The following is a 23,914-nucleotide window of genomic DNA, read 5'->3' as shown; positions in this document are numbered from 1 at the left end:
ACTCACAGCAAGGCGGGAGAAGCGAAGCATGACACCGCGTCAGCAACTCTTTGGCGACCACCAAGACTGGCTGGCCCACACCCTGGCCAATGCCACCGAGTCGACGCCGGCGGTGTCCACCCGCCTGGCGGACGGCTGTACTGTCGACCGGCTGGACACAGGTCTGCTGGAACTGCACCCGGACCAGCCAGGCCCCGAGCAGCCCAGATTGATCGTGTCCGCGGGCGTCCACGGCAATGAAACCGCCCCTATCGAAGTTCTCAATGCGCTGGTCAGCGAGCTGCTGGATGGCCAGTGGTCACTGGCCTGCCCGGCCCTGCTGATCCTCGGTAACCCGCCAGCCATGGCCCGGGGCGAGCGTTTTATCGACTTCAATCTCAACCGGCTGTTTGCCGGTGCCCACCAGAAGCGCCCCTACCACGACACCCCGGAGGCGACCCGGGCCAGCCAGCTGGAACGCCTGTGCCGTCAGTTCGCCGTCGAAAGCGAGGCGCTGGTGCACTACGATCTGCATACGGCCATCCGCCCCTCGGAGCGGGAGAAGTTCGCCCTCTACCCCTTCGTACCGGAGCGCCAGGTGCCGCCGGAGCAATGCGCCTTTCTGCTGGAGGCCGAGGTGGATACCCTGTTGCTGCAGCACAAGACCGGCACCACCTTCTCCTCCTTCAGTTCCGTGGATCTGGGTGCCGAGAGCTTCACCATCGAACTGGGCAAGGTGCAGCCCTTTGGCCACAACGATCTGTCCCGCTTCCAGGGTATCCACCGTGCCCTGCGCCGCCTGTTGCGCGGCGAGTCTGCGCCCGAGCCGGCCGCAGACTGCCAGTTGACGGAGTTTGAGGTGGTCCACGAGATCATCAATTCCGGCGACCAGTTCCGCTTTCACGTGCCAGACGATGTCGCCAACTTCACCCGCTACCCACCAGGCACGGTGATCTGGGAGGACGACCGCAACCAGTACCAGGTCGGAGAAAGCCCGGAAGCCATCGTGTTCCCCAACCGGGACGTCCCTGTCGGCCAACGCGTGGGCCTGATGGTGCGAGCCAGACCCGACGCGGACTGATGCTCGCGCCTACCGCTTAAATAGCCCAGCACTAAGCCGGGGCGTTTTCCATCTCAGGAACCGGGCGCCGGATCACCAACGCACACATCGACGGCACCACCAGCAGAGTCAGCACCGTGGAAGCCAGCAGGCCGGAGATGATGGCCCAGGCCATCGGCGGCCACAGCGTGGAGCCGGAGAAGGCCAGCGGCAACAACCCCGCGACGGTGGTCGCCGTGGTGAGCAGGATCGGTCGGGTACGCTGGGTCACCGCCTGGCGTACCGCCTCGCGGATACCATCGCCCTGGTCCAGTTGGCGATCCACCACATCCAGCAGCACGATGGCGTTGTTCACCACCACGCCGACCAGGGCAATCACCCCCAACAGTGACTGGAAACCGAAGGGTGATCCGGACAACACTAGCCCCGGGAATATACCCACCGTGGCCAATGGCACGGTCAACAGGATAATCCCCACCCGCCGGAACGAGTTGAACTGCAGGATCAGGAAGAACAGCAGCAACAGGATGCCAATCGGGGCGGTAGTCAGCAGGGCATTGTTGGCCTTGCCGGACCCTTCGGCATCACCGCCGTACTGCAGTCGTGTGCCGGCAGGCAACGGCGATTCTGCCAGCGCCTGATCAAGCCCATCCAGCGCCTGACTGAAGCTGTAGCCCGGCAACAGATTGCTGGTCACCGTCCCCACCCGGACGCCGTCGCGCTGATAACGCGCGGCCGGCTCCCATCGGGTCTGCACGGTGGCAATGGCTGACAGCGGCACGGCCTGGCCCTGGGCATTGTAGATGTTGATGGACAACAGCCGCGACAGCGACAGCTGTGTGCCTTCGCGAGAACGCAACACCAGGGGAATCGGGTCGTCCTCCTGGCGGTATTGTTCGGCCACCACACCAAAACTCTGGCCATACAGGCTCTGGGCAACGTCGGAGCGGCTGATGCCGTAACGGGCGGCACTGGCGTCGTCCACCTGGATGGCGATGCTGGCGACGCCAAGATCCAGATCGTGGCGCACGTCGACAGCACCGGGCGCCGCCCGCAACGCGGCATACACCTGTCGCACCGCCTGCTCCCGGGCGGCGTCATCCGGGTGAAGCACCCTCACCTCCACCGGGGCAGCCCGCGGTGGTCCCTGCCCCAGCACGCCGACCGTGACATCAAGCTCCGGCAACCGCTCCGACACATAGCCCCGAATCCACGCCATCAGCGGCGCTGTATCCGCCAGGGTTGGGGTACGAATCACCATCCGCCCCCGGTTGGGTGCCTGGGGCGCCTGCAACAAGTTGTAGTAGAAGCTGGGCCCGGTAAACCCGACAAAGCGATGCACTTCCAGTGCTTCGGGTCGGGAGCGAAGCGCCTGTTCGAGGACTGCAGCCACTTCCGCCGTCCGCTCCTGATCGGTGCCTTCAGGCATGTACATTTCGACCACCACCCGCGGCCGGTCGGCGTTGGGGAAGAACTGCAGCTTCATATAGGGCGTCAGCGCCAGGCTGGCCACCACCAGCACCACGCCGGCCAGGATCAGCGCTAGCGGCCGCCGCGCCACCAGGTTACCCAGGCGGCCGGCGAGACCGGCCAGGGGATCGGCACGGTGGCGACGGCGGGGTTTGAGAAAACGGGCGGCCAACAGCGGCACGGCGGAGATCGCCAGCAGGTAACTCACCGACAGGGTGAGCATGATCATGACCGGAATTCCCCGGGTAAAGTCGGCGGTCCCACCCTTGGACAGCAACAGTGGCGCGAACGCCGCCAGGGTCGTGCCGGTGGAGGCGCCCAAAGGACCGGCCAGTTCGCGCACCGACCGCTTTAAGGCGTCGAGCCGGCGAACACCGTGGTCGATGTGGGTCTGGATGTTTTCGACGATCACAATGGCGTTGTCGATCAGGATGCCCAGGGAAATCACCATACCGATCACCGCAATCTGGTGCAGCACGCCGCCCCCCAGGTCATACAGACCAATGGAGATCAACGCCACCATCGGCAGGATCGACGCCACCAGCAGCCCCATGCGCAGCCCCATGCCGGTGAATACCACCGCGATGATGATGGCAACCGCCAGCACCAGGCTCCAGGCCAGGCTGTCCAGGCGCTCCTCCACCTTGTCCGGCTGGAAGAACATCTCTTTCAGGGTATAGGGCGCGAACTCCGGGCGCAGCTGTGCCAGCCGCTCCCGCACATCGCGACCGAAGCGGATGGCATCGGTGGATTCCTCCGACATGTAGAGCGTCAGCAGTACCACCCGTTCGCCATCAAACCAGGTCTCCGGCTGCCGGGGCTCCACCGGGCCGCGCCAGACTTCCGCCGCGGCGGCCAGCGGTACCTGGGAACCATCGGGCAGCTCAATCGGTGTGGCACGGATGGCATCGACACTGGCGAACTCACTGTTGGGCAGCACCGACAGCCGGCGGCCGTGACTGACCACGAAGCCGCCGGGAATGGTCTGATTGCGCTGGGCCAGGGTCTCCAGCACCCGTGCCGGCGAGATGCCCAGGCGGTAGATTGCGGCATCGTCTAGGGCCAGGGTGATCTGCTCGTCCACCTCGCCTTCCAGTTCGATCCGCGACAGCCCCGGCAGGTCCGACAGCGTGGTCTTCAAGCGCTCGGCAACCTCGCTCAGCTCAGTCACCGATGGTGCCCCACCCACAGCCAGCACCACCGTCGGGGTATTGGTGAGACGGTCGTCCAGCACCATCCGCCCGACGTCGTCAGGAAACTCCTGACGGGCCCGTTCCATGGCCTGGCGGACCCGGTCCCAGGCGGAATCGGTATCGTAGATGGTCTGGTACAGCCGAATGTTGACCACCGCCACGCCGGTTCGGGCGGTGCCGCTGGTATAGTCCACTTCCTCCACCTGCAGCAGCTCATCCGCCAGCGGTTGCAGGATCAGCCGTTCCACCGTCTCGGCATTAGCGCCCGGATAGGACACCGTCAGTAGCCCGGCACGAGCGGGGAACGATGGGTCCTCCTGCCGCGGCATGGTGGTATAGGCGGCGATGCCGAGCAGGCCCAGCATGGTCACCACCATGCCCAGCAGGCGCTGGCACCGTAACAGGCGGGCGGTCATGGCAGTACCTCCACGGCATCACCATCAATGACCCGGGTCAGCCCGGCATAGATGACTTTGTCTCCCGGTTGCAGGTGTTCAGAAACCACCACCACCTGCTCCCCCAGGATGCGCTTCACCTCAATGGCGACCTGCTCCGCCCGGCCGTCACGGACCCGGTACACGCCGGCACCACCCGCACTGCGCATCACCGCCAGCAAGGGCACGGTGGTGTGGGCCGGCAACGTCGGCGCAATGCCCACCTCCACCGGCTGCCCGGCCGCCAACGTGTTGCCCGGCAGCTGCACCTGCACCGGGTGCAGTTCGCCACGCACCGCCCCGGGCTGGGCAATCTCCGTCACAGTGCCCACCACCGGCGGCTGGTCGCGATTCTGTACCGACCACACCGGCAGTTCCTCGCCCCGCTCGATGTGGGACAGCAGATAGGCCGGCACCCGGACTTCCACCTCGCGCCCCAGCGGGGAAGACAGCCGCATCACCGGTTGCCCGGAGCCGACAAACTCATCCTGCTCCACCAGCAGCGCTTCGACCCGGCCGGCAAACGGCGCCAGCAGTCGACTCTCCTCCAGCAGGCGCGAGGCCTCCGCCAGAGACGCACGGGCGGTGCCCACCGACGCTTTCAGGCCGTCGCGTTTGGCCGCCAGCTGCTCCAGCGCCTGCTCCGACACCACGCCGCGTTCATACAGGCGCTGTGACCGCAGCCATTCCCGTTCGGCCTGCTCAAGTTGGGTCTCCAACTCCCGCAACCGCGCCGCCGCCGAGTCCCGGGCCGGCTCCAGTGCCGGACTGTAGACTCGCGCCAGCAACTCACCCCGTTCAACCTGCTGCCCCAGTTCCACCGGCCGTTCCCGCAGGGTACCGCTGACCTGGAAGGTCAAAGTCGCCCGCTGACTGGCGCGCACGATGCCGGCAAACCGCAACGGTTCGCTGACCTCGCCCCCGGATCGCACCTCGGCCACCCGCACGGTTTCCCGTGAGGGCGCAGCGGCCTCTCCCGCCGCGTCCTGCTCCACCGCCTTGCAGCCGGCCAGCGCCAGACCGATCAGCAACCACCCGTACGCGCCTGTCTTGAACCTCATGGGTCTTTCCTCCCTCAATACCGGCGGGTCCACCGGCCACCATTAAATGATTTCGACATCTTGTCACTCTTTGACACTTTGTCAATAACGTTTTTTTGGGCGATACTGACGTCGCTCCATCCAGGCTCTGGCGCCGAAACAAGGCGTCCAGACGGAGGGGGGCACACCCACGGCCAACGGCGGAAACGATGAACGAACCAATCAAATCGAGACGGGAGCGGGAAAAGCAGGCCCGCTATGACGCCATTCTGGACGCAGCGGAGGCCACGTTTGCGGAGAAGGGCTACGAGCGCACGTCCATGGACGACATCGCACGTCGCGCCAGCCTGAGCCGGGCCCTGTTGTACGTGTATTTCAGGGACAAGAGCGCGATCCAGCGCGGCATCGTGCTAAGGGCGGGGGAAAGCTTGCGGGGCCGGTTTGAACGGGCGCGGAACTCCGCCAGCGACAGCCTGCAACAACTGGTGGCTATCGGCCGGGCCTACTACCGGTTCTGCCTGGAAGAGCCGGAGTACTTCGGCGCCCTGACCCAGGCCGCAACCGCCATGAGCGAGGCGGACGATGCCCAGACCGAGCAGCTGCACTGTTCGGAGACGGCGGTCATGACCATCATGGTGGAGATCATTGAACAGGGCCTAGCGGCAGGCATTCTCAGCCGTAGCCGCATCCGCGATCCGTTGCAGACCGCACTGTTTCTGCGTGGCGCCCTGCACGGGGTGATCATGGGTTGTCGCCAGGACATGGGGCGCTCGGGTGCATACGCCAGCTTTCCACGGGATGAGCTGATCGAATACACCCTGTCGATGCTGATTACCTCGGTGGCCGCAGAGCAGCCACCGAGGCCGTGATAAACCGATGTCAGTGCTGGAAGTCGTAGATCATGCCCAGACCAAGGATGCCGGTAAGCTCATCCAGGGCATGGCGGCACTCCTGCAGCAACAGCGGGTCGGCCAGATCGGCCTGGGTCAGCCGGTCCCGGTAGTGGGCCTCCACCCAGGTGGTGAGACGCTGGTAGAGTTCGTCGGTGAGCAACACGCCCTGATGCATGGCCTGGAGCTCATCATCCCGCAGAGCCACCCGCAGCCTCAGGCAAGCCGGGCCACCGCCATTGCGCATGGACTGCTTGACGTCGAACACCTCAACCGCGGTAATCGGACCATCCCCTGCCACCAGTCCATCCAGGTAGCGGCTGACTGACTCGATCTCACGGCATTCCCCCGGCACTGCCAGCAGCATGCCGTCCGGTGAGTTCAGCAGTTGACTGTTGAATAGATAGGACGCTACCGCGTCTGCCAGTGGCACATCGCTCTCGGCAACCCGCACCGGCGCCAGCTCGGCGCCTTTGAGACGCTGGCGGATGTCTGCCAGCACCCGCGCTTCATCCAGAAACGCCTGTTCGTGATAGAACAGCACATTGCCGTTGCCCACCGCGATGACGTCGTTGTGGAAAACGCCAGCATCGATCGCCGCCGGATTCTGCTGGGCGAACACCGCGTGGTGATCGTCGAGACCGTGCAGACGCGCAATGGCCTGGGACGCTTCCAGGGTCTGTCGCGCCGGAAACCGCTGCGGTGCCGGTGCGTCGTCGTCAAACGCGGTGGCACCATAAACAAACAGCTCCACTCCGGGCTCACCGTGAGCCGCACACAGGCGGGTGTGGTTGGCGGCACCTTCATCCCCAAACTGGCTCACTGGCGGCAACGCCGGGTGATGGGCGAAGTAGGCTTCGTCGGAGAAGATTGCCTTCAATGCCCGCCCGGTCACCACATGCTCGATGGAGCGGTGGAACTTGGCGTTCAGGCTCGCCGGGGTGAAGTGCACCCGATGGTCCGCGGTATCAGCACTGGCAGAGACGGTGGCGGCGTTGGCCGTCCACATGCAGGACGCTGACGATACCGCCGCCAGCACCACCGGATTGTCTTTGGCAGTCGCCGCCAGGATCTCGGCGTCGGAGCCGCTGTACCCCAGTTGCCGCAGGGTCGGGATGTGGGGCCGTTCATGGGGTGGCAGTACGCCCTGAACATAGCCCCGGTCGGCCAACCGCTTCATCTTGGCGAGCCCCTGCAGGGCGGCTTCACGGGGGTTGGACTCGGCGTTGACGTTGCTCTTGGAGGCAACGTTCCCCCAGGACAAACCGGCGTAGTTGTGAGTCGGGCCGACCAGGCCGTCGAAGTTCGCCTCAATTGCGTGCTTGGGCATAGTTCCCCCGTGCGGTCAGTGAAAATCCAGGCCCGGTGCCAGGGTCGCCGGCACGGTGCTCTTGTCCGCCTCCAGTGAGGCCATGGGCCAGGCACAGTAGTCGGCCGCGTAGTACGCCGAGGGCCGGTGATTGCCGCTGGCACCCACGCCGCCGAACGGCGCGGCACTGCTGGCACCGGTCAGTGGCCGGTTCCAGTTGACGATACCGGCACGCACTTCCTCCACCAGGCGCTCATACAACGCCCGGTCGTCGGTCAAGATGCCGGCGGACAGACCGTAGCGGGTATCGTTGGCGATGGTCAGGGCCTGATCGAAATCGTCGTAGCGGTAGACCGTCAGCAACGGACCGAAGAACTCCTCATCCACGGTTTCCACCCCGGTCACATCGAGAATCCCCGGTGTCAGCAGGGCCGTTCCTTCCTGTACCCGGCTCATGGTCAGTAACGCCTTGGCGCCCTGATCGATCAGGCTGTTCTGGGCCGCCAGCAGCTTGTCGGCCGCCTCCACCGAGATCACCGCGCCAATAAAGGGCTGGGGCTCGGCATCAAAGGCGCCGGGCTTGATCCGGGCTGCCACTTCCGCCAGGCGATCGAGGAAACGGTCACCCTCAGCGCCCCGAGGCACCAGCAGGCGACGGGAGCAGGTACAGCGCTGACCGGCGGACAGGAATGCCGACTGCAGGGCATGGTGCACGGCACCGTCCAGGTCCGACACATCCTGCACGATCAGCGGGTTGTTACCGCCCATCTCCAGGGCCAGGATTTTCTCCGGCTGGCCACCAAACTGCTGATGCAGGATATGACCAACATTGGAACTGCCGGTAAAGAACAGGCCATCGATGCCGGCATGTCCGGCCAGTGCCTTGCCCGTATCGGCCGCCCCCTGAAGCAGATTCAGCACCCCGTCCGGCAGCCCGGCCTGGTGCCATAACCGCACCATGGCCTCGGCCACACCGGGGGTCAGCTCGCTGGGCTTGAACACCACGGTATTACCCGCCAGCAGCGCCGGCACAATGTGACCATTAGGCAGATGACCCGGGAAGTTGTAGGGCCCGAACACCGCGACCACGCCGTGGGGACGATGACGCAGAACCGCGTGGCCGGCGGCCACATCCTCTTCCTTCAGCCCGGTGCGCTCCTCGTAGGCACGCACGGAAATACCGATCTTGCCGATCATCGCCGCCACTTCGGTGCGGGATTCCCACAGCGGCTTGCCGGTTTCCAGCCCGATCTGGTGGGCCAGCGCTTCTTTGTTTTCCTCCAGCAGCCGTCCGTACGCTTCTACGAGAGCCTGACGTTCCGCCAGCGGGCGACGACGCCAGGCCGGAAAAGCACTGCGGGCTGCCTGGATGGCGGCGTCAACATCGTCGATGCTGGCGCCCTCGCCTTTCCAGACCTCGTCGCCGGTCACCGGCTGGGTGGATTCCAGCGACGGGCCGTGGCCATCCAGCCACAGTCCGTTGATATAAAGTTCACCTGTCAGCTTTGCCATGCTGTTGCACCTCCCGGCGCTGTTGACTGTGAATGATTACCGCGATTGTCCGGGTGCGGTGTGGATCGGCAGCGGACCACCGTCCTTCAGTGGCGCCAACCGCACCAGATCTCCCGATTCCACCTCCAGCACTTCCGCCACTTCCGGCGGCAGGCTGACGGTGTCTGGACTGATGCAGGTTGCCGGCACGGTGGTAACCCGGAAATCCCGGAACGACCGGTTGGACACCATGACCCGCTCTTCGGCGGGCACGTCCAATTCCAGCGGTTTGTGTCGGATCAGCACGTGGCGGTTCACGCTTTCCCGCACCGTGCGAATGTTATGAATGAACGCCTCGACCACCGGGCCACCGTCAAAGATGTCCACCAGGCCATTAAAGTTGAAGCCTTCCGCCTGCAGCATCCGCAGGGCCGGCGCGGTGTTGTCGTGGACCTGACCAATCACCTCCCGCGCACTTTCCGGCAGCAGCGGCAGGTAGATCGGGTATTTGGGCATCAGCTCGGCGATGAACGACTTGGAGCCGATGCCGGTGAGGTAATCCGCCTCACTGAATTCGATGTCAAAGAAGCGACTGCCGAGGGCGTCCCACAGCGGGCTCAGGCCCCGGGCATCAGAGACCCCCCGCATCTCTGCAAACACCTTCTCGGAGAAGTGGCGACGGAAGTCATCCAGGAACATGAAGCGGCAGCGGGAAAGCAGCAGCCCGTTACCGCCCTGACGATGACTGCCGGACAGCAGCAACGAACAGATCTCGGTGGTGTCGGTCATGTCGTTGGTCAAGTGCAGGGTTGGCGTCTGCACGTGCACGCCCAGTTCCCGCGACGCATTGACCGTGGTGCTCAGACGGTAGTTGTAGAACACCTCGTCCAGCCCCACCCGGGCCTGGATACCACTGATGCCGACACACTGGTTCAGCTCGGTGTCCTCCAGCGCGAACAGGAACAGACCCGCCTCCGGTTCACAGCGCTGGTTGAATGACGCCTGCGCCATATCGATCTTGCGCTGAAGCAGCTCCCGATCCGCCGGCAGGGTGGTCAGGCCCTTACCCGCGGCTTCCGCCATGGTCATCAGGTCGTCGAGATCCCGCTCCTGCAGGGGCCGTATTACCAGCATCGGTCACCTCCGCTTTGGGTTGGCCGGTTGATCGCGGAACGCATCATAACGGCGCCACCGTGACATCGCAGCCGGACTCGCATTGCAGCTCCTGCAATACCTCCGGCGGCGCCCGCAGGACGTCGTTGAGCGATTCCGACACCGTCGCCAGGATGCAGCGAAAATCTCCACCCTCCGAGGCGGCCAACAGGCAGCGTTCGCCGCCATCGGTCTCAGCCAGCCGCAGCCGTTTTCGGTCACTGGTCACCAGGGTTTTCAGGGTGTCGGTGCGGGCTTCCAGGACCGGGCCACCATCAAAGATGTCGACGTAGTGGCCGGCATGAAAGCCTTCCTGCTGCAACAGCGCCATCACCGCCTTGGTCATTGGATGGGGCTGCGCCAGCGCCTCCTGGGCCTGGGGCGACAGCAGGGTGACGTATATCGGGTTGGGTGGCATCAGCTCGGCAATGAAGGTCTTGCTGAGCATGCCGGAATAGCGATCCGCGGTGTCAAAGTCCATGTTGAAGAAGTGCCGGCCCAGACTGTCCCAGAACGGCACCTTGCCATCCTCGGTCTGGATACCCTGGATCTCCACCACCATGCGTTCGGAAAACCATTCCCGGTGACGGGCAATAAACAGCAGTCGTGCCCGGGACAGCAGCTCGAACGCCTCCGTACCACGCAATTTCGGGGCGATAGCAAAGGCGCCCAGAAGGGTGCGATCAGTCAATGCGTGGGACGGATAGAGCACGTCCACCCGGCGGGAAACGCCCAGTTCGTGGGACGCGTGAATCAGGGCGTCCATACGGTAGTTGTAGAAGGGCTGGCCGTTACCGGCGCGGGCATCAATGCCTGCCACACCCTGGACCTGGCCACGACCAAGGTCTTCAAGCACGAACAGGAAACGGGGGTAGTGGTCGGGAAAGCGTTGACCGGCGAAAGACGCCACGGATTCTTCGATCCTCGCGGCCAGGGCCTCTTCGGTTTTTGGCAGGGTCGACGACACCTGGCTGCCGTGGTCGCCGGCCAGTTTTATCAGGTCCTTCAGGTCGCCCTGTTGTACGGGTCGGACTCGCCACATGGGCTCGGCTCCTGTCATCTACGGCGAATCAGGGCGGCCTGCCGGCAAACCGGCAGGCCTCCGGTTGTTAGCTGCAGACCGTTTTGACGGCTCGCTCAAAACGCTCCAGCGCCTCGTCGATATCGGATTCCGGGATAATCAGCGATGGCGCCAGACGCACCACGTTGGGCCCGGCAATCAGTACCATCACGCCCTCATCCAGACCGGCGTTGAGGAATTCCTTGGCCTTGCCCTGCCACTGTTCGGTCAGCACACACCCCAGCAGCAGGCCTTCGCCGCGCACCTGCTCAAACACCCCGTAGCGTTCACCAATGGCCATCATGCCATCACGCAGGCGCTTGGAACGGGCGGTCACTCCTTTGAGGATCTCCGGCTGGCTGACGGTGTCGATCACTTTCTGCGCCACAGCGCAGGCCAGCGGGTTACCGCCGTAGGTGCTGCCATGGGTTCCCATCCCCAGGCTGGCGGCGATCTTGGCAGTGGTCAGCATCGCGGCCACCGGGAAGCCACCGCCCAGCGACTTGGCGCTGGAGAGGATATCCGGGGTAACACCGTACATCTGGTAGGCGTAGAGGTGACCGGTTCGGCCAACGCCACTTTGCACTTCGTCGAACACCAGCAGCGCATCGTTTTCATCACACAGCGTCCGCAGGCCTTCCAGGAACGCCTGGTCCGCCGGCTTGACGCCACTCTCACCCTGGATCGGCTCGACCACCACCGCACAGGTTTTCTCTTTCGAGATCAGCTTGCGCACCGAGTCCAGATCGTTGAAATCGGCGTGGTGAATACCACCCGGTGCCGGCTCGAAACCTTCCAGGTACTTCGGCTGGCCACCGACACTGACGGTGAACAGGGTACGGCCGTGGAACGACTGTTTGAACGAGATGATCTCGTGCTTGTCGGCGCCGTAGTGCTCCCAGGCATAGCGGCGGGCCAGTTTGAACGCCGCCTCGTTGGCTTCACCACCGGAGTTGGCAAAGAACACACGCTCGGCGAACGTCAGGTCGCACAGGGTTTTGGCCAGACGCAGGGCCGGCTCGTTGGTCATGACGTTGGACAGGTGCCACAGCTTTTCAGCCTGCTCGGTCAGCGCGCCAACCAGTCCCGGGTGGGCATGGCCCAGCGAGGTGACGGCAATGCCCCCTGCCAGGTCGACGAATTCTCGGTCCTGCTGATCCCAGACGCGTGAGCCCTCACCTCGCACCGGGATGATCTTGCCCGGGGCGTAGTTGGGTACCATGACATCATCAAACAGCTCTCGACTGACAGGTTCTTTATTCATTGCATCCTCACACTCTGTTTCCAGACGACTGGCCGCCCGCAACCGGCATGGTGTCAGCGGCGGCCCAAGTCGTATACACCTTTACCATCATACGCCGAGTTACGGTATTAGCACATCGGGTAAGCCGGCATCGGTCAACTCGATGATCCGCCGCTTATGGCGCTCCGGTCCCATCAACGATTTGACCACCAGTTTGTAGGAATCCAGGTCAAAGGTGAGGCTCTGGTGCCCCAGGTCCAGATCGTGGAGATCAGACTCCGAATGCACGGTGGTCACGTGAACCCAGTTGTAGATCACCAGGATGTCGGTGCGCTCGCCATCATCACTGCGCTCGACAATGCCTACCGCCCCGGACCAGGGCCAGGTGGTCAGTCGCAGTGAATGAAACGCGATCTGCATACGCAGATTGTAGCGGGCAATGTCCTCGCCGCCATCGCAGGCGCCCTGGCAACGGCCGAGACTGCGCTGGAAACAGGGTCCCTGCTCGCCACTTTCGAGCCCCAGCAGGCGATTGCACAGATCATTCCTGGCAGCGATGCCCTGAAGCGCCTGTTCCGCCGCCCGCTTGCTGCGAAACAGGCCGTAGTAGTCCCCCAGCCGTTGCGGGTCGATCTCCCGCACCAGTCGCGCGCGCAGGTAACCGCGGTCGTCCCTGCTGAGCTCAATGCTGACCAGCTGCTTGGCGGCTCGCGACCGCCGATTGTAGAGCGGTCGCAGAGATTTGATCTGTTTCAGCTCCAGCAGCAGTGCGCCCAGCTCACCGGCGGTTTCGGTGTATTCCACCCGTCGCAGGCTTTCGGAAATGCGAATGCCCCGGCTGCTGTTGTGATCCCCGGAGAAATGCGACGCCACCCGTTGCTGGATGTTGGTGCTTTTGCCCACGTAAAGCAGCACGTCGTTCTCGCCGTAGAAGCGGTACACCCCGGGACGGCGCGGCAGCTCCATCAGGATGTCCGGCGGCAGGTGGGAGGGAATGCTCGGACGCTGCAACAGCTCGCCAATCGCAGACTCCATCAGGGACGGACCGCAGTCCGCCAGGGCGTGCTCGAAGAACCCCAGCATGGCGGCGACATCCCCCATCGCCCGGTGACGCTGAACCTGGCCCAGCTGGTGACGGGCAATCAGTGCATCCATGTTGTGGCGGCGATGCTGGGGATAGAGCTTGCGGGACAGCTTCACGGTGCACAGCACCCGGGCCGAGAACGCCTGTCCGAGCCGGCGGAATTCGGACTTGATGAAGCCGTAGTCAAAGCGTGCGTTGTGGGCCACGAAGACGCAGTCCGCCAGCTGTTCCCGGAGCTCTTGCGCCACCGATTCGAACACCGGCGCATCGGCCACCATGGCGTTGGTGATACCGGTAAAACTCTCAATAAACGGGGAGATCCGGGTTTCCGGGTTCAGCAGGGTCTGCCACTCTCCGGTGACCTCGCCGTTACGCCAGAAGCGGATACCGATCTCGGTGATACGGTCCGACGTGGCGCTGCCGCCGGTGGTCTCGATATCGAGAAAGGCAAAGGTCGTGGTCGCAAGCAGGTTGTGTTTGGTCATGCCCCATTCTACGACAGCAAGGGCGCTTCCGGCTCTGTCGGTGGAAAGGCCGGTTACCGGTAACTCCGCGGCTGGCTTTACGTTACGGCACCCTGCCCCGCTGTCCCGAAACCCGGACAAAGCGGTTAGACATTCGTCTAATTTTGCGCTGACAGGCTTTGAAGTGTCATGCGCATGTCACTAATGTGATTTCGACCCAACAACAAAAACCTTGGAGACAACAATAATGCAAGGCAACAAGTTGAGACTCGCAATTCGCGCAACCGCGTCGGCTCTGATTCTGGGTACAGCCTCCCAGGCATCGGCCTTCGAAGTCAGCGCAGGCGACTACAGTGCCGACATCTACGGCTACGCGCGCTTCAATGCCAGTTACGACATCGATGAAGAGATCGGCATTTCCACCCGTTCAGGCGCATTCTCCGCCATCAACACCGGCGCAGCAGAAGACAACGAAGTCACCGGTCACTTCGGCGCCGATGCCGTCCAGACCCGCCTCGGGGTTCGCACCACCACGCCGGAAGGCGTCAAGATTGTTGTGGAAGGGGATTTCCGCCCCGGCCAACTGCGCCTGCGTCACGGCTACGGTGAGTACAAGGGCGTTCTGCTGGGCCAGACCTGGTCCAACTTCACCAGCTTCGTAGGCAACACCTCCACCCTGGACTTCGACTCCCTGGCCGGTCTCGCCGGTCTGCAGGGCCGTGTTGGCCAGGCCCGGTACACCAGCGGTCCGTTCTCGGTGTCTGTTGAGGAAGCCACCGACACCGGCATCGTTGGCAACCCCAACGACAAGCAGGGACTGCCCGCCTTCACCGCTCGCATCCAGGATTCATCCGGCGGCTTCTCATACTCCGGCGCACTGCTGGCGAAACAAACCACCTACGACACCGGCACCGATGACGACAGCATTTTCGGCTTCGCCGCCTTTGGCGCTGCCAAGATGGCGCTGGGTGACACGGTGACGGTGCAGGGCACAGTCTCCTACACCAACGGTGCCAATGGTTACCTGTATCGCTCCGGTGAAAACTTCGGCGCCGAAGACGCCTACATGGACGGCAGCAGCCTGGAGGCCATCTCCGGCTATGGCGGCTCCATCGGCATGGGCGTCAACCTGGGCGCAGGCTCCAGCGTTAACGTCGGCTACGGTATCGCCACGGTCGACTGGGATGACGCCGAGGACGACGGCGCCGCCGTTGCCGACAAGAGCGAAACCAATCAGAACCTGATGGCCAACTACCAGTGGTCTCCGGTGAAAAACGTCAAACTGGGCGTGGAATACGCCTACTTCAAGCGTGAGAATGTCAGTGGCGACGACGGCGATGCCAGCCGCATCCTGTTTGCCGGCCAGTACAACTTCTAAGAATCTCCGCACGTAAAGCAGTACAATGAGCGTTTTGGCCCCGGCCCTTCCTGCCGGGGCTTTTTTGCTCAGCGTACGCGACATTTCCGGGCATCCCGCCCCAGCGCGGGGCGCCCGGCGCCCCTTCCCCTCCTGATATTCCCGCCTTCGCCAGGGTGTTCGCCGACAAATCAATCACCTGCACATCCGCGCAGGAGCTGGCATGAACTATGCCCCTGTTTAGAGTGTGAGCGTGGCCAAGGAGCCTGAACGGCCCCTGACCTCTCAAGCGTCAGACCCACAACCATTGAGGTGACGTCATGAAAGAAGCCAAGAGCCAAACCCTGCTGTTCGAACTGACCCATCCTTTTGAAAGCATGGCCATGCAGGACCTGCATGACTACTTCGACTGGATGTACTTCGCCAACTGATGCGGATTGGGCCGGACCGGCCGCGGGCGCTACCTCACCCCGCTCGCAGTCGGTTCCGCGCCCCCTGCCCCGCCATCACCGCCAACACTTCCAGCAGTGACAACAGCCCCCGGTCCTGAGTCCGTGGCGGTTTACCACGTCCCATCCGAGCCAGTTGCCGGGTGTACCAGCTCACTTCCATCAACGCCATCTCATCCACCTTGCGGATGCCGGTCGTCACCGGTTTGACCAGACTCGTCACCGACTCGCCCGCCAGCAGTCGCTGCGGCAGATCCGGCTCCAGCACCAGCGGACGCGCCAGACCGACCAGGTCGGTCGCCCCGGACGCTATCGCCTGATTCATGCCCTCACTGGAACGAAACCCGCCGGTCACCATCAATGGCACGGACACCGTTTGCCGAACCGTCTCGGCAAACGACAGGAAATAGGCTTCCCGCGCCCGGGTGCTGGCTTTCACTTTGCCGCCATTGGCCATCGCCGGACTCTCGTAACTGCCGCCGGAGATTTCCACCAGATCGATCCCCAGCTCCGCCAGCCGTGAGATCACTGCCAGCGACTCCGCCTCGGTAAAACCGCCACGCTGGAAATCCGCCGAGTTCAGCTTGATCCCGACACAGAACGACGGCGATGTCGCCTCCCGAATGGCGTGGTAGATCGCCTCCACAAAGGTCCGACGCCGCTCGGCATCGCCACCCCAGGCATCGTTGCGCTGATTGTGGTGGGGAGACAGGAACTGGCTGACCAGATAGCCGTGGGCACCATGGATCTGCACGCCCTGGAAACCGGCCGCCTCCGCCACCGCGGCACTGCGGGCGAAGCGCTGGACAATGTCCCGGATTTCCTCATCCCGCAGTGCCCGTGGCGTGGCAAACATGCCCCGCAGATCCTTGCGGAACGGCACCGCGCTGGGAGCCACCGGGTCCCGGTTGAGCATTCTCGGACTCTGCTTGCCGGGGTGGTTGAGCTGCATCCACACCTGGCCACCACCGCTGCAGGCGGCCTCGGCCCAGGCCCGCAGCTTGTGCAAGTCACGTCGATCCTCCAGCACCACATTGCCGGGCTCCCCCAGGTGACGGCGATCGACCATGACATTGCCGGTAATCAGCAGCCCTGCCTCCCCCGCCGCCCAGGTGCGGTAGAGTGTCGCCAGGCGCTCGGTCACGCGGTTATCGACCGAGCCCAGCGCCTCGCTCATGGCCGCCTTGGCAATCCGGTTGGGCAGGGTCGCGCCATTGGGCAACGTTAACATTTGGGACAGTGGGTGGGTGGTCGTCATACGATCCTCCTGCGGGCTCTGCCCGATCGGGGTTATTTGACAGTTCGACAACTATCGAACTTTAATGAGGCCACTTTAGTACGCCGCCGCCACACTCTTCCTTATCCGATCGGGACAAGCGCACCATGGGCACTCGCAACACAGATACCCGCAATACGGACACCCGCAACCAGGATCACCTCTGCCGGGCCTTCAAGGCCCTCGCCAATCCAACACGACTGCGTATCTACCAGCAGATACGGGATCAGCGCAGCGGTGAGGTGGCCGATTCCGGCTGCAAGCTGGTGGACTTCATCAATTCTTTGAAAGTGGGCGCCCCGACCGTGTCGCACCACCTCAAGGAGCTGGTGAATGCCGGCCTGATCGAGGTGCGCAGGGATGGCCGTTTCCTGACCTGTTACCTGAGGGAGGACATGCGGGAGGAGTTACGCCGCTTCTGGGAGCGGACATAAAAAAACCGTGGCGGGTGATCACTCACCGGCCACGGTTTCGGTCAGCCCAACGGCCAGCCAGAGATCACAGCAGCAGGTGCCGGATATCCCCCAACAGCTGGCTCAGACGGGTGGTAAAGCGGGCGGCATCGGCACCGTTCACCGCCCGATGGTCATAGGACAGGGACAGCGGCAGCATCAGCCTGGGCTGGAATGCGCCTCCGTCCCACACCGGCTTCATGGCCGCCTTGGATATTCCAAGGATCGCCACTTCCGGAGCATTGACGATGGGCGTAAAGGCGGTGCCACCGATGCCACCAAGACTGGTGATGGTGAAGCAGGCCCCCTGCATTTCTGCCGGTTTGAGTTTCTTGTCCCGCGCCTTGGCGGCCAGCTCAGCGGCCTCCTGGGCCAGCTCCCACAGGCCTTTCTTGTCGACATCACGAATCACCGGCACCATCAGCCCCGCCGGTGTGTCGACAGCAATGCCAATATGGATGTAGCGCTTGTGGACCAGCTCCTTGCGCTCCATGTCGAGAGACACGTTAAACTGCGGCAGGTCGGCCAAAGCCCGGGCACAGGCCTTCAGCAGGAATGGCAGCGGGGTCATCTTGACGCCACGCTTCTCGCCCTCCGCCTTCAGGCCCTTACGGTAGCTCTCCAGGTCAGTGATGTCGGCGTCGTCAAACTGGGTAACGTGAGGCACATTGAGCCAGTTACGCTGCATGTTGTTGGCGGTGGCCAGGTGCAGGCGCGACATCGCTTCCCGCTCGATCTCACCAAACTGGCTGAAGTCCGGCAGCTTGACGCTGGGAATCCCCGCGCCACCGCTAACCGCACCGCCGCTTTGCACTTTCTGCAGCTGCTGTTTGATGTAGCTTTCGACATCTTCCTTGACGATGCGGCCTTTGGGTCCGGAGCCCTTGATCAGAGTCAGATCCGCGCCCAGCTCCCGCGCCACCTTGCGCACCGCCGGACCGGCATGAACCTTGGCACCCGGGGACGGCACCTCCTGGCTGGTCTGCGCCGGCGCTTCCGCCGGCTGACGGTCAGGTTTGGCGGCAGTCCCGGTGTCCGCTTTCGCGGCCGCCGGCTGCGACGCCGGGGCCTGCTCTTCTGGAGCACTGCCACCGGCCTCAGTGACGGTCATTTCCACCAGGCTGTCGCCTTCAGACAGCGCGTCGCCCTCTTTCACCAGCAGCTTGTCGATGGTGCCGGCAAACGGAGACGGAATCTCCATGGTGGCCTTGTCTGACTCCACCGTGACCAGCGGATCATCCGCCGCCACGGTGTCACCCTCCCTGACGTTCAGCTCGATGACCGGTACGTTGTCAAAACCATCCAGCCCCGGAACCTTGACGGTCTCGGTGCGGGAACCACCGGACGCGGGCACCTCGGTTGCCGGTGCTTCCTCGGCAGCCTCTGACTTATCGGCCTCCGCCGGCGCTTCAGCCGAACCACCGCCGCCTCCGGCGTTGATGGTCCCCACCACATCCCCTTCGCGGACCTTGTCGCCCACCTTGACGGATATCGCGCCAATGGTGCCGGCGGCAGGCGCCGGCAGCTCAACTGAGGCCTTGTCAGACTCCACGGTCAGGATCGGGTCTTCCTCGGCCACTGAATCACCGGCGCTGACCAGGATCTCAATGACTTCTACTTCGTCCGCACCGCCGAGATCGGGAACCTTGATGTCCTGTTCACTCATCACCCACCTCCTCAGCTATGCACCGGATTTGATTTATTGCGATCAATACCGTACTTGCGCATGGCTTCCAGCACGACGTCTCCTTTCACCTCACCATCTTCAGCCAGTGCCGACAGCGCCGACACCGCCACGTGGTAGCGATCCACCTCGAAGAAGCTACGCAGCTTTTCGCGGGTGTCACTGCGCCCGAAGCCGTCCGTTCCCAGGGTGACGTAGGTCGCCGGGATGTAGGCCCGCAGCTGCTCGGAGTGCAGTTTGATGTAGTCGGTCGAGGACACCACCGGCCCTTTGCGGGATTCCAGGCACTGGGTTACGTACGGTTTCTTCGGCGTGTCGTCCGGGTGGTATCGGTTCCAGCGCTCGACATGCTGGCCGTCACGGGCCAATTCGTTGTAGCTGGTCACGCTCCAGACATCGCTGGCAATCCCGAAGTCGTCACGCAGCAGCTCGGCGGCGGCACGCACTTCGTTGAGGATCGCACCGGAGCCCAACAACTGAACCCGGGTTGCGTCCTTGTTGCCATCCACATCCACCGAATCCAGCTGATACATACCCTTGATGATGCCGTCTTCCACACCCTCCGGCATGGCCGGCTGCTGGTAGTTTTCGTTCTCGATGGTGAGGTAGTAGAAGACATTCTGGTTGTCCTCGAACATCTCCTTCATGCCGTGGTGCACCACCACCGCCATCTCGTAGCCGTAAGCCGGGTCGTAGGCCTTACAGTTGGGGATGGTGTTGGCCAGGATGTGGCTGTGACCGTCCTGGTGCTGCAAGCCCTCACCATTGAGCGTAGTCCGACCGGCGGTGCCACCCACCAGGAAGCCACGGGCCTGGATGTCACCAGAAGCCCAGGCCAGGTCGCCCACCCGCTGGAAACCGAACATGGAATAGAAGATGTAGAACGGGATCAACGGGAAATCGTTGGTGCTGTAGGACGTGGCACAGGCCATCCAGGCAGCCATCGAGCCGTCTTCGTTGATGCCTTCCTCGAGAATCTGGCCCTGCTTGTCCTCGCGGTAGTACATGATCTGGTCACGGTCCTGGGGCACGTATTTCTGGCCCTCGGAGGTGTAGATGCCAAGCTGGCGGAACATGCCTTCCATACCGAAGGTCCGCGCCTCGTCCGGGACAATCGGCACCACCCGCTTGCCGACACGCTTGTCCTTGGTCAGCGCGGTCAGCAGGCGCACGAAGGTCATGGTGGTGGACGCCTTGCGGTCGCCGGAGCCTTCCAGCACGTTCTTGAAGATGTCCAGCGCGGGAATCTGCAGCGGCTGACAGTCCTTGCGACGCTTGGGATAGAAACCACCCAGCTCCTGCCGGCGTTTGCGCATGTAGACCATTTCCGGGCTGTCCGGCGCCGGACGGTAGTAGGGAACGTCTTTCAGTTCCTCGTCCTTCAGCGGCACCGCGAAACGGTCACGGAATTCCTTCAGCGCCTCGACATCCAGCTTCTTCAGGGAGTGGGCGGTGTTCTGGGCCTCGCCGGCACTGCCGAAACCGTACCCCTTGATGGTATGGGCGAGGATCACCGTCGGCCGGCCACCGTGGTTATTGATGGCGTGGTGGTACGCGGCGTAGATCTTGTACGGATCGTGGCCACCCCGGTTGAGTTTGCCGATGTCTTCATCCGACAGACTCTCAACCAGCTTGGCCAGCTCCGGGTACTTGCCGAAGAAATGCTTACGGGTGTAGGCCGCACCATTGCTCTTGAAGTTCTGCAGCTCACCATCGCAGACCTCGTCCATCACCCGCTGCATCACCCCGTCCTTGTCTTTCTCGAACAGCGGGTCCCACATCCGGCCCCAGACCACTTTCAGGACGTTCCAGCCTGCACCACGGAAGACCCCTTCCAGCTCCTGGATGATCTTGCCGTTGCCACGCACCGGGCCGTCCAGACGCTGCAGGTTGCAGTTGACCACGAAGATCAGGTTGTCGAGCTTCTCGCGCCCCGCCAGGGAAATCGAGCCCAGGGTTTCCGGCTCATCGCACTCACCGTCACCGATGAAGCACCAGACTTTGCGGTCGCTCTTGTCGATCAGCTCCCGGCTGTGCAGGTACTTCATGACGTGAGCCTGGTAGATGGCCTGGATCGGGCCCAGCCCCATGGACACGGTGGGGAACTGCCAGTAATCCGGCATCAGCCAGGGGTGCGGGTACGAGGACAGGCCATTGCCGTCGACCTCTTCGCGGTAGGTATCCAGCTGGTCTTCGTCAAAACGCCCTTCCAGATAGGAACGGGCATAGATGCCCGGTGAGGAGTGCCCCTGGAAGTAGACCAGGTCAGATTCCCGCTTCTCGTCACCGCCGTGGAAGAAATAGTTGAAACCAACGTCGTACAGCGTCGCCGCCGAGGAGAACGAGGAAATGTGACCGCCCAGCTCGCCGGGCCGCTGATTGGCCCGCAGCACCATGGCCATGGCGTTCCAGCGAATCAGCGAACGGATGCGGCGCTCCATGAACAGGTCGCCCGGCATGCGCGCTTCCTGGGTCACCGGGATGCTGTTGCGGAACGGTGTGGTGATGGAATACGGCAGTTCGGTGCCATCCCGGCTGGCGCGTTCAGACAACCGCTCCAGAATGTATTTGGCGCGGTCGACGCCTTCCTGTTCGATCAACGATTCCAGCGCGTCAAGCCATTCACTGGTTTCTACGGGATCTTCGTCCTGGTACATCCAACCCTCCCATTAACAAATAGGACAGCGATACCGGTCGGTACCGCCTGAAAATTCTGTCTGTGCATCCGTCGGTGCTGGTCGCTCGATGGCCGGGGGCAGAGCGCAGGTCCTCGCCTGCCTACAGCATAGATCAGTTCCCCCGTCTTGCCGGCCGGGACGGTGGCCTCAGGCCACCACACCGCATTTTATGTCGTAGTATTACTAACAAAAATCAAGAAAACGACATCATTGCTTGCAAAAAGCCCAGAAAGAGCCCAACTTGCCGGCGCAATTTTAGGAGAATGACGTTTTTTTATGAAACTCTCAAGACATCCACGACCAAGGTCGTAGGTTGATGCCGAAGCAACATTTCAGACACTAAAGGATTTTTTCAGCCAGCTTGACTGCGCCAGAATCCGCCACCCCGTCACCAGCCCTTACCTTAAAGGCCAGCATTACCCTTGGCAGAACACCAACTTACAAAGAATTTTAATTAGACCTGAAAATATTCACCGATTTGGGTATACTCGCCTGCCCGTTTTTTAATCAACGGCATCACTTTTTTCAGACCAGATCACGATGGGCAGAGCCCGTTGTGGGATGGCTTGTTGGTTTTTTCCTAACCCAGAGGGCGATCTATGAATTCCATCGTCACCTTCCCGAACCGCATCCCCACTGCGGAATTCGAAGAGCGACGCTTCCAGGTCTATACGGACCGCCAGCTCGACAAGATCGAGGCCATCCAGCAACTGCCGGAAGAGACCCTGTTCGAAATGCGGGTCGTTGCCAGCGTGCTGCCATTCCGTGTCAATGAATACGTCATCAACGAGCTGATCAACTGGGACAAGGTCCCCAACGATCCGATCTACCAGCTAGTGTTCCCGCAAAAAGGCATGCTGAAAGAGGAGCACTATGAGCGCATGGCGCAGCTCCATCGCGAGGGCGCAGACAAAAAGCTGATCCAGTCCGTTGCCAAAGAGATCCGCGAGGAACTGAACCCGCACCCGGCAGGCCAGATGCAGATGAACATGCCGGAGCTCGATGGCGAGGTGCTCGACGGCGTCCAGCACAAGTACCGCGAAACCGTGCTGTTCTTCCCGGCCCAGGGCCAGACCTGCCACTCCTACTGCACGTTCTGCTTCCGCTGGGCGCAGTTTGTCGGTGACAAAGACCTGAAGATGGCCAGCACTGAGGCGGAGAAACTGCACGGCTACCTGAAGGAGCACACCGAAGTCACCGATCTGCTGGTGACCGGTGGTGATCCGATGGTCATGAAAACCAAGAACCTGGTGCAATACCTGGAACCGCTACTGGAGCCGGAGTTTGATCACATCCAGAGCATCCGCATCGGCACCAAGGCCCTGACCTTCTGGCCATACCGCTTCGTCACCGACAAGGATGCGGACGAGCTGATCGACCTGTTCGCGCGCCTGGTTGACGCCGGCAAGCACGTGGCCATCATGGCCCACTACAACCACTGGCAGGAAATCACCACCGACATCGCGGAAGAGGCCATCCGCCGCATCCGCGCCACCGGTGCCGAGATTCGCGCCCAGGGCCCGCTGATCAAGCACGTCAACGACAATGCCGACGACTGGGCCAAGATGTGGAAGAAGCAGGTCAAGCTCGGGATCATTCCCTACTACATGTTCGTGGAGCGGGACACCGGCGCCAAGGCCTACTTCGAGCTGCCCCTGGCCGAGGCCTACAACATTTACCGCGAGGCCATGAAGAAGGTGTCGGGCCTGGCGCGTACCGCCCGCGGACCGTCCATGAGCGCCGGCCCCGGCAAGGTCGAAGTGCAGGGCATTACCGAGATCAATGGCGAGAAGGTGTTTGTACTGCGCTTCCTCCAGGGCCGTAACCCGGACTGGTTCCAGCGCCCGTTCTTCGCCAAGTACAGCGAAACGGCCACCTGGCTGCATGAGCTTGAGCCGGCGTTCGGGGAGGAGAAGTTCTTCTTCGAGGACGAGTACGACGAGATGCGCAAGGGCAACGGCTAACCCGCCCCGACCATCACGAGCCGACCCCGAGGGGTCGGTTCAGACTGCTGACAAACCCCGGTTTTCCGGGGTTTGTTGCATTTGGTCGTTCTGTTTTCAGCCGACGGTCGCTTGAGTCAGCCTTCCTCGTCGATACTTCCTATCAACCCGTTTTTGAGTCCATGCCAGGATTGATGCCTGTAAGA

16 protein-coding genes are annotated in these 23,914 nt (G+C 62.7%); 5 read left to right on the top strand and 11 right to left on the bottom strand.

Annotation, left to right across the window (positions count from 1 at the left end):
- Positions 1–28: 28 nt before the first annotated feature.
- Complete coding sequence (astE, locus tag MLD24_RS00080) at positions 29–1,060, top strand: succinylglutamate desuccinylase (RefSeq protein WP_248163112.1); 1,032 nt, start codon at positions 29–31, stop codon at positions 1,058–1,060.
- Between the two features lie 31 nt (positions 1,061–1,091).
- Here astE and MLD24_RS00075 read toward each other — a convergent pair whose 3' ends face one another.
- Both MLD24_RS00075 and MLD24_RS00070 read right to left on the bottom strand, forming a co-directional pair.
- On the bottom strand, positions 1,092–4,118 hold the full coding sequence (locus MLD24_RS00075) for an efflux RND transporter permease subunit (protein WP_248163111.1): 3,027 nt from the start codon (positions 4,116–4,118) through the stop codon (positions 1,092–1,094).
- Positions 4,115–5,197 (bottom strand): efflux RND transporter periplasmic adaptor subunit, encoded by a 1,083-nt coding sequence (locus tag MLD24_RS00070; RefSeq protein ID WP_227174019.1) that lies wholly within the window; start codon positions 5,195–5,197, stop codon positions 4,115–4,117. The genes MLD24_RS00075 and MLD24_RS00070 overlap by 4 nt, the downstream gene beginning before the upstream one ends.
- Before the next feature lie 188 nt (positions 5,198–5,385).
- On the opposite strand from MLD24_RS00070, the gene MLD24_RS00065 reads away from it, so the two are divergent.
- Positions 5,386–6,045: a TetR/AcrR family transcriptional regulator gene (locus MLD24_RS00065; RefSeq protein ID WP_248163110.1), complete on the top strand. Its 660-nt coding sequence runs from the start codon at positions 5,386–5,388 to the stop codon at positions 6,043–6,045.
- Between the two features lie 10 nt (positions 6,046–6,055).
- Here the strand turns inward: MLD24_RS00065 and astB are convergent, their stop codons facing one another.
- From astB to MLD24_RS00035, 6 genes are all read right to left on the bottom strand, one after another.
- Positions 6,056–7,396, bottom strand: a complete 1,341-nt coding sequence (gene astB / locus MLD24_RS00060) for an N-succinylarginine dihydrolase (RefSeq protein ID WP_248163109.1) — start codon at positions 7,394–7,396, stop codon at positions 6,056–6,058.
- Positions 7,397–7,411: 15 nt separating this feature from the next.
- A complete protein-coding gene (gene astD, locus MLD24_RS00055; RefSeq protein ID WP_248163108.1) occupies positions 7,412–8,887 on the bottom strand; it encodes a succinylglutamate-semialdehyde dehydrogenase in 1,476 nt (491 codons plus the stop codon).
- 36 nt (positions 8,888–8,923) lie between these two features.
- On the bottom strand, positions 8,924–10,000 hold the full coding sequence (astA, locus tag MLD24_RS00050) for an arginine N-succinyltransferase (RefSeq protein WP_248163107.1): 1,077 nt from the start codon (positions 9,998–10,000) through the stop codon (positions 8,924–8,926).
- 43 nt (positions 10,001–10,043) lie between these two features.
- Positions 10,044–11,060: an arginine N-succinyltransferase gene (locus tag MLD24_RS00045; protein WP_248163106.1), complete on the bottom strand. Its 1,017-nt coding sequence runs from the start codon at positions 11,058–11,060 to the stop codon at positions 10,044–10,046.
- Positions 11,061–11,127: 67 nt separating this feature from the next.
- Positions 11,128–12,342 carry an aspartate aminotransferase family protein gene (locus MLD24_RS00040; RefSeq protein WP_248163105.1) on the bottom strand — a complete coding sequence of 405 codons (1,215 nt, stop codon included), beginning with the start codon at positions 12,340–12,342 and terminating at the stop codon, positions 11,128–11,130.
- Between the two features lie 99 nt (positions 12,343–12,441).
- The gene (locus tag MLD24_RS00035; protein ID WP_248163104.1) at positions 12,442–13,890 is read right to left on the bottom strand and encodes an exonuclease domain-containing protein; all 1,449 of its coding nucleotides are present in this window, start codon (positions 13,888–13,890) and stop codon (positions 12,442–12,444) included.
- 226 nt (positions 13,891–14,116) lie between these two features.
- Between MLD24_RS00035 and MLD24_RS00030 the strand changes: the two genes are divergently transcribed.
- Positions 14,117–15,247 carry a DcaP family trimeric outer membrane transporter gene (locus MLD24_RS00030; protein WP_248163103.1) on the top strand — a complete coding sequence of 377 codons (1,131 nt, stop codon included), beginning with the start codon at positions 14,117–14,119 and terminating at the stop codon, positions 15,245–15,247.
- Positions 15,248–15,691: 444 nt separating this feature from the next.
- Here MLD24_RS00030 and MLD24_RS00025 read toward each other — a convergent pair whose 3' ends face one another.
- Positions 15,692–16,933, bottom strand: a complete 1,242-nt coding sequence (locus tag MLD24_RS00025; RefSeq protein WP_248163102.1) for an NADH:flavin oxidoreductase/NADH oxidase family protein — start codon at positions 16,931–16,933, stop codon at positions 15,692–15,694.
- Between the two features lie 125 nt (positions 16,934–17,058).
- Between MLD24_RS00025 and MLD24_RS00020 the strand changes: the two genes are divergently transcribed.
- Positions 17,059–17,385, top strand: coding sequence for an ArsR/SmtB family transcription factor (locus MLD24_RS00020; protein WP_227174009.1), 327 nt, complete (start codon positions 17,059–17,061; stop codon positions 17,383–17,385).
- 64 nt (positions 17,386–17,449) lie between these two features.
- On the opposite strand, the gene aceF is transcribed toward MLD24_RS00020, so the two are convergent.
- Both aceF and aceE read right to left on the bottom strand, forming a co-directional pair.
- The gene (gene aceF, locus MLD24_RS00015; protein WP_248163101.1) at positions 17,450–19,069 is read right to left on the bottom strand and encodes a dihydrolipoyllysine-residue acetyltransferase; all 1,620 of its coding nucleotides are present in this window, start codon (positions 19,067–19,069) and stop codon (positions 17,450–17,452) included.
- Positions 19,070–19,080: 11 nt separating this feature from the next.
- Positions 19,081–21,744: a pyruvate dehydrogenase (acetyl-transferring), homodimeric type gene (gene aceE, locus MLD24_RS00010; protein WP_248163100.1), complete on the bottom strand. Its 2,664-nt coding sequence runs from the start codon at positions 21,742–21,744 to the stop codon at positions 19,081–19,083.
- Between the two features lie 620 nt (positions 21,745–22,364).
- Between aceE and MLD24_RS00005 the strand changes: the two genes are divergently transcribed.
- Positions 22,365–23,729 (top strand): KamA family radical SAM protein, encoded by a 1,365-nt coding sequence (locus MLD24_RS00005; protein WP_248163099.1) that lies wholly within the window; start codon positions 22,365–22,367, stop codon positions 23,727–23,729.
- Positions 23,730–23,914 lie beyond the last annotated feature (185 nt).

Source organism: Marinobacter xestospongiae (genome assembly GCF_023156385.1).
Taxonomy (GTDB): Bacteria; Pseudomonadota; Gammaproteobacteria; order Pseudomonadales; family Oleiphilaceae; genus Marinobacter; species Marinobacter xestospongiae.
The sequence above is the reverse complement of the archived record's forward strand: the minus strand, read 5'-3'. Positions and strand labels throughout refer to the sequence as shown.

Coding starts and splice junctions, on each gene's coding strand:
- MLD24_RS00020 (WP_227174009.1), top strand. CDS start 17,059: ATGGGCACTCGCAACACAGATACCCGCAATACGGACACCCGCAACCAG.
- MLD24_RS00045 (WP_248163106.1), bottom strand. CDS start 11,060: ATGTGGCGAGTCCGACCCGTACAACAGGGCGACCTGAAGGACCTGATA.
- astB (WP_248163109.1), bottom strand. CDS start 7,396: ATGCCCAAGCACGCAATTGAGGCGAACTTCGACGGCCTGGTCGGCCCG.
- aceE (WP_248163100.1), bottom strand. CDS start 21,744: ATGTACCAGGACGAAGATCCCGTAGAAACCAGTGAATGGCTTGACGCG.
- MLD24_RS00070 (WP_227174019.1), bottom strand. CDS start 5,197: ATGAGGTTCAAGACAGGCGCGTACGGGTGGTTGCTGATCGGTCTGGCG.
- MLD24_RS00040 (WP_248163105.1), bottom strand. CDS start 12,342: ATGAATAAAGAACCTGTCAGTCGAGAGCTGTTTGATGATGTCATGGTA.
- MLD24_RS00030 (WP_248163103.1), top strand. CDS start 14,117: ATGCAAGGCAACAAGTTGAGACTCGCAATTCGCGCAACCGCGTCGGCT.
- MLD24_RS00065 (WP_248163110.1), top strand. CDS start 5,386: ATGAACGAACCAATCAAATCGAGACGGGAGCGGGAAAAGCAGGCCCGC.
- astA (WP_248163107.1), bottom strand. CDS start 10,000: ATGCTGGTAATACGGCCCCTGCAGGAGCGGGATCTCGACGACCTGATG.
- astE (WP_248163112.1), top strand. CDS start 29: ATGACACCGCGTCAGCAACTCTTTGGCGACCACCAAGACTGGCTGGCC.
- MLD24_RS00035 (WP_248163104.1), bottom strand. CDS start 13,890: ATGACCAAACACAACCTGCTTGCGACCACGACCTTTGCCTTTCTCGAT.
- astD (WP_248163108.1), bottom strand. CDS start 8,887: ATGGCAAAGCTGACAGGTGAACTTTATATCAACGGACTGTGGCTGGAT.
- aceF (WP_248163101.1), bottom strand. CDS start 19,069: ATGAGTGAACAGGACATCAAGGTTCCCGATCTCGGCGGTGCGGACGAA.
- MLD24_RS00025 (WP_248163102.1), bottom strand. CDS start 16,933: ATGACGACCACCCACCCACTGTCCCAAATGTTAACGTTGCCCAATGGC.
- MLD24_RS00005 (WP_248163099.1), top strand. CDS start 22,365: ATGAATTCCATCGTCACCTTCCCGAACCGCATCCCCACTGCGGAATTC.
- MLD24_RS00075 (WP_248163111.1), bottom strand. CDS start 4,118: ATGACCGCCCGCCTGTTACGGTGCCAGCGCCTGCTGGGCATGGTGGTG.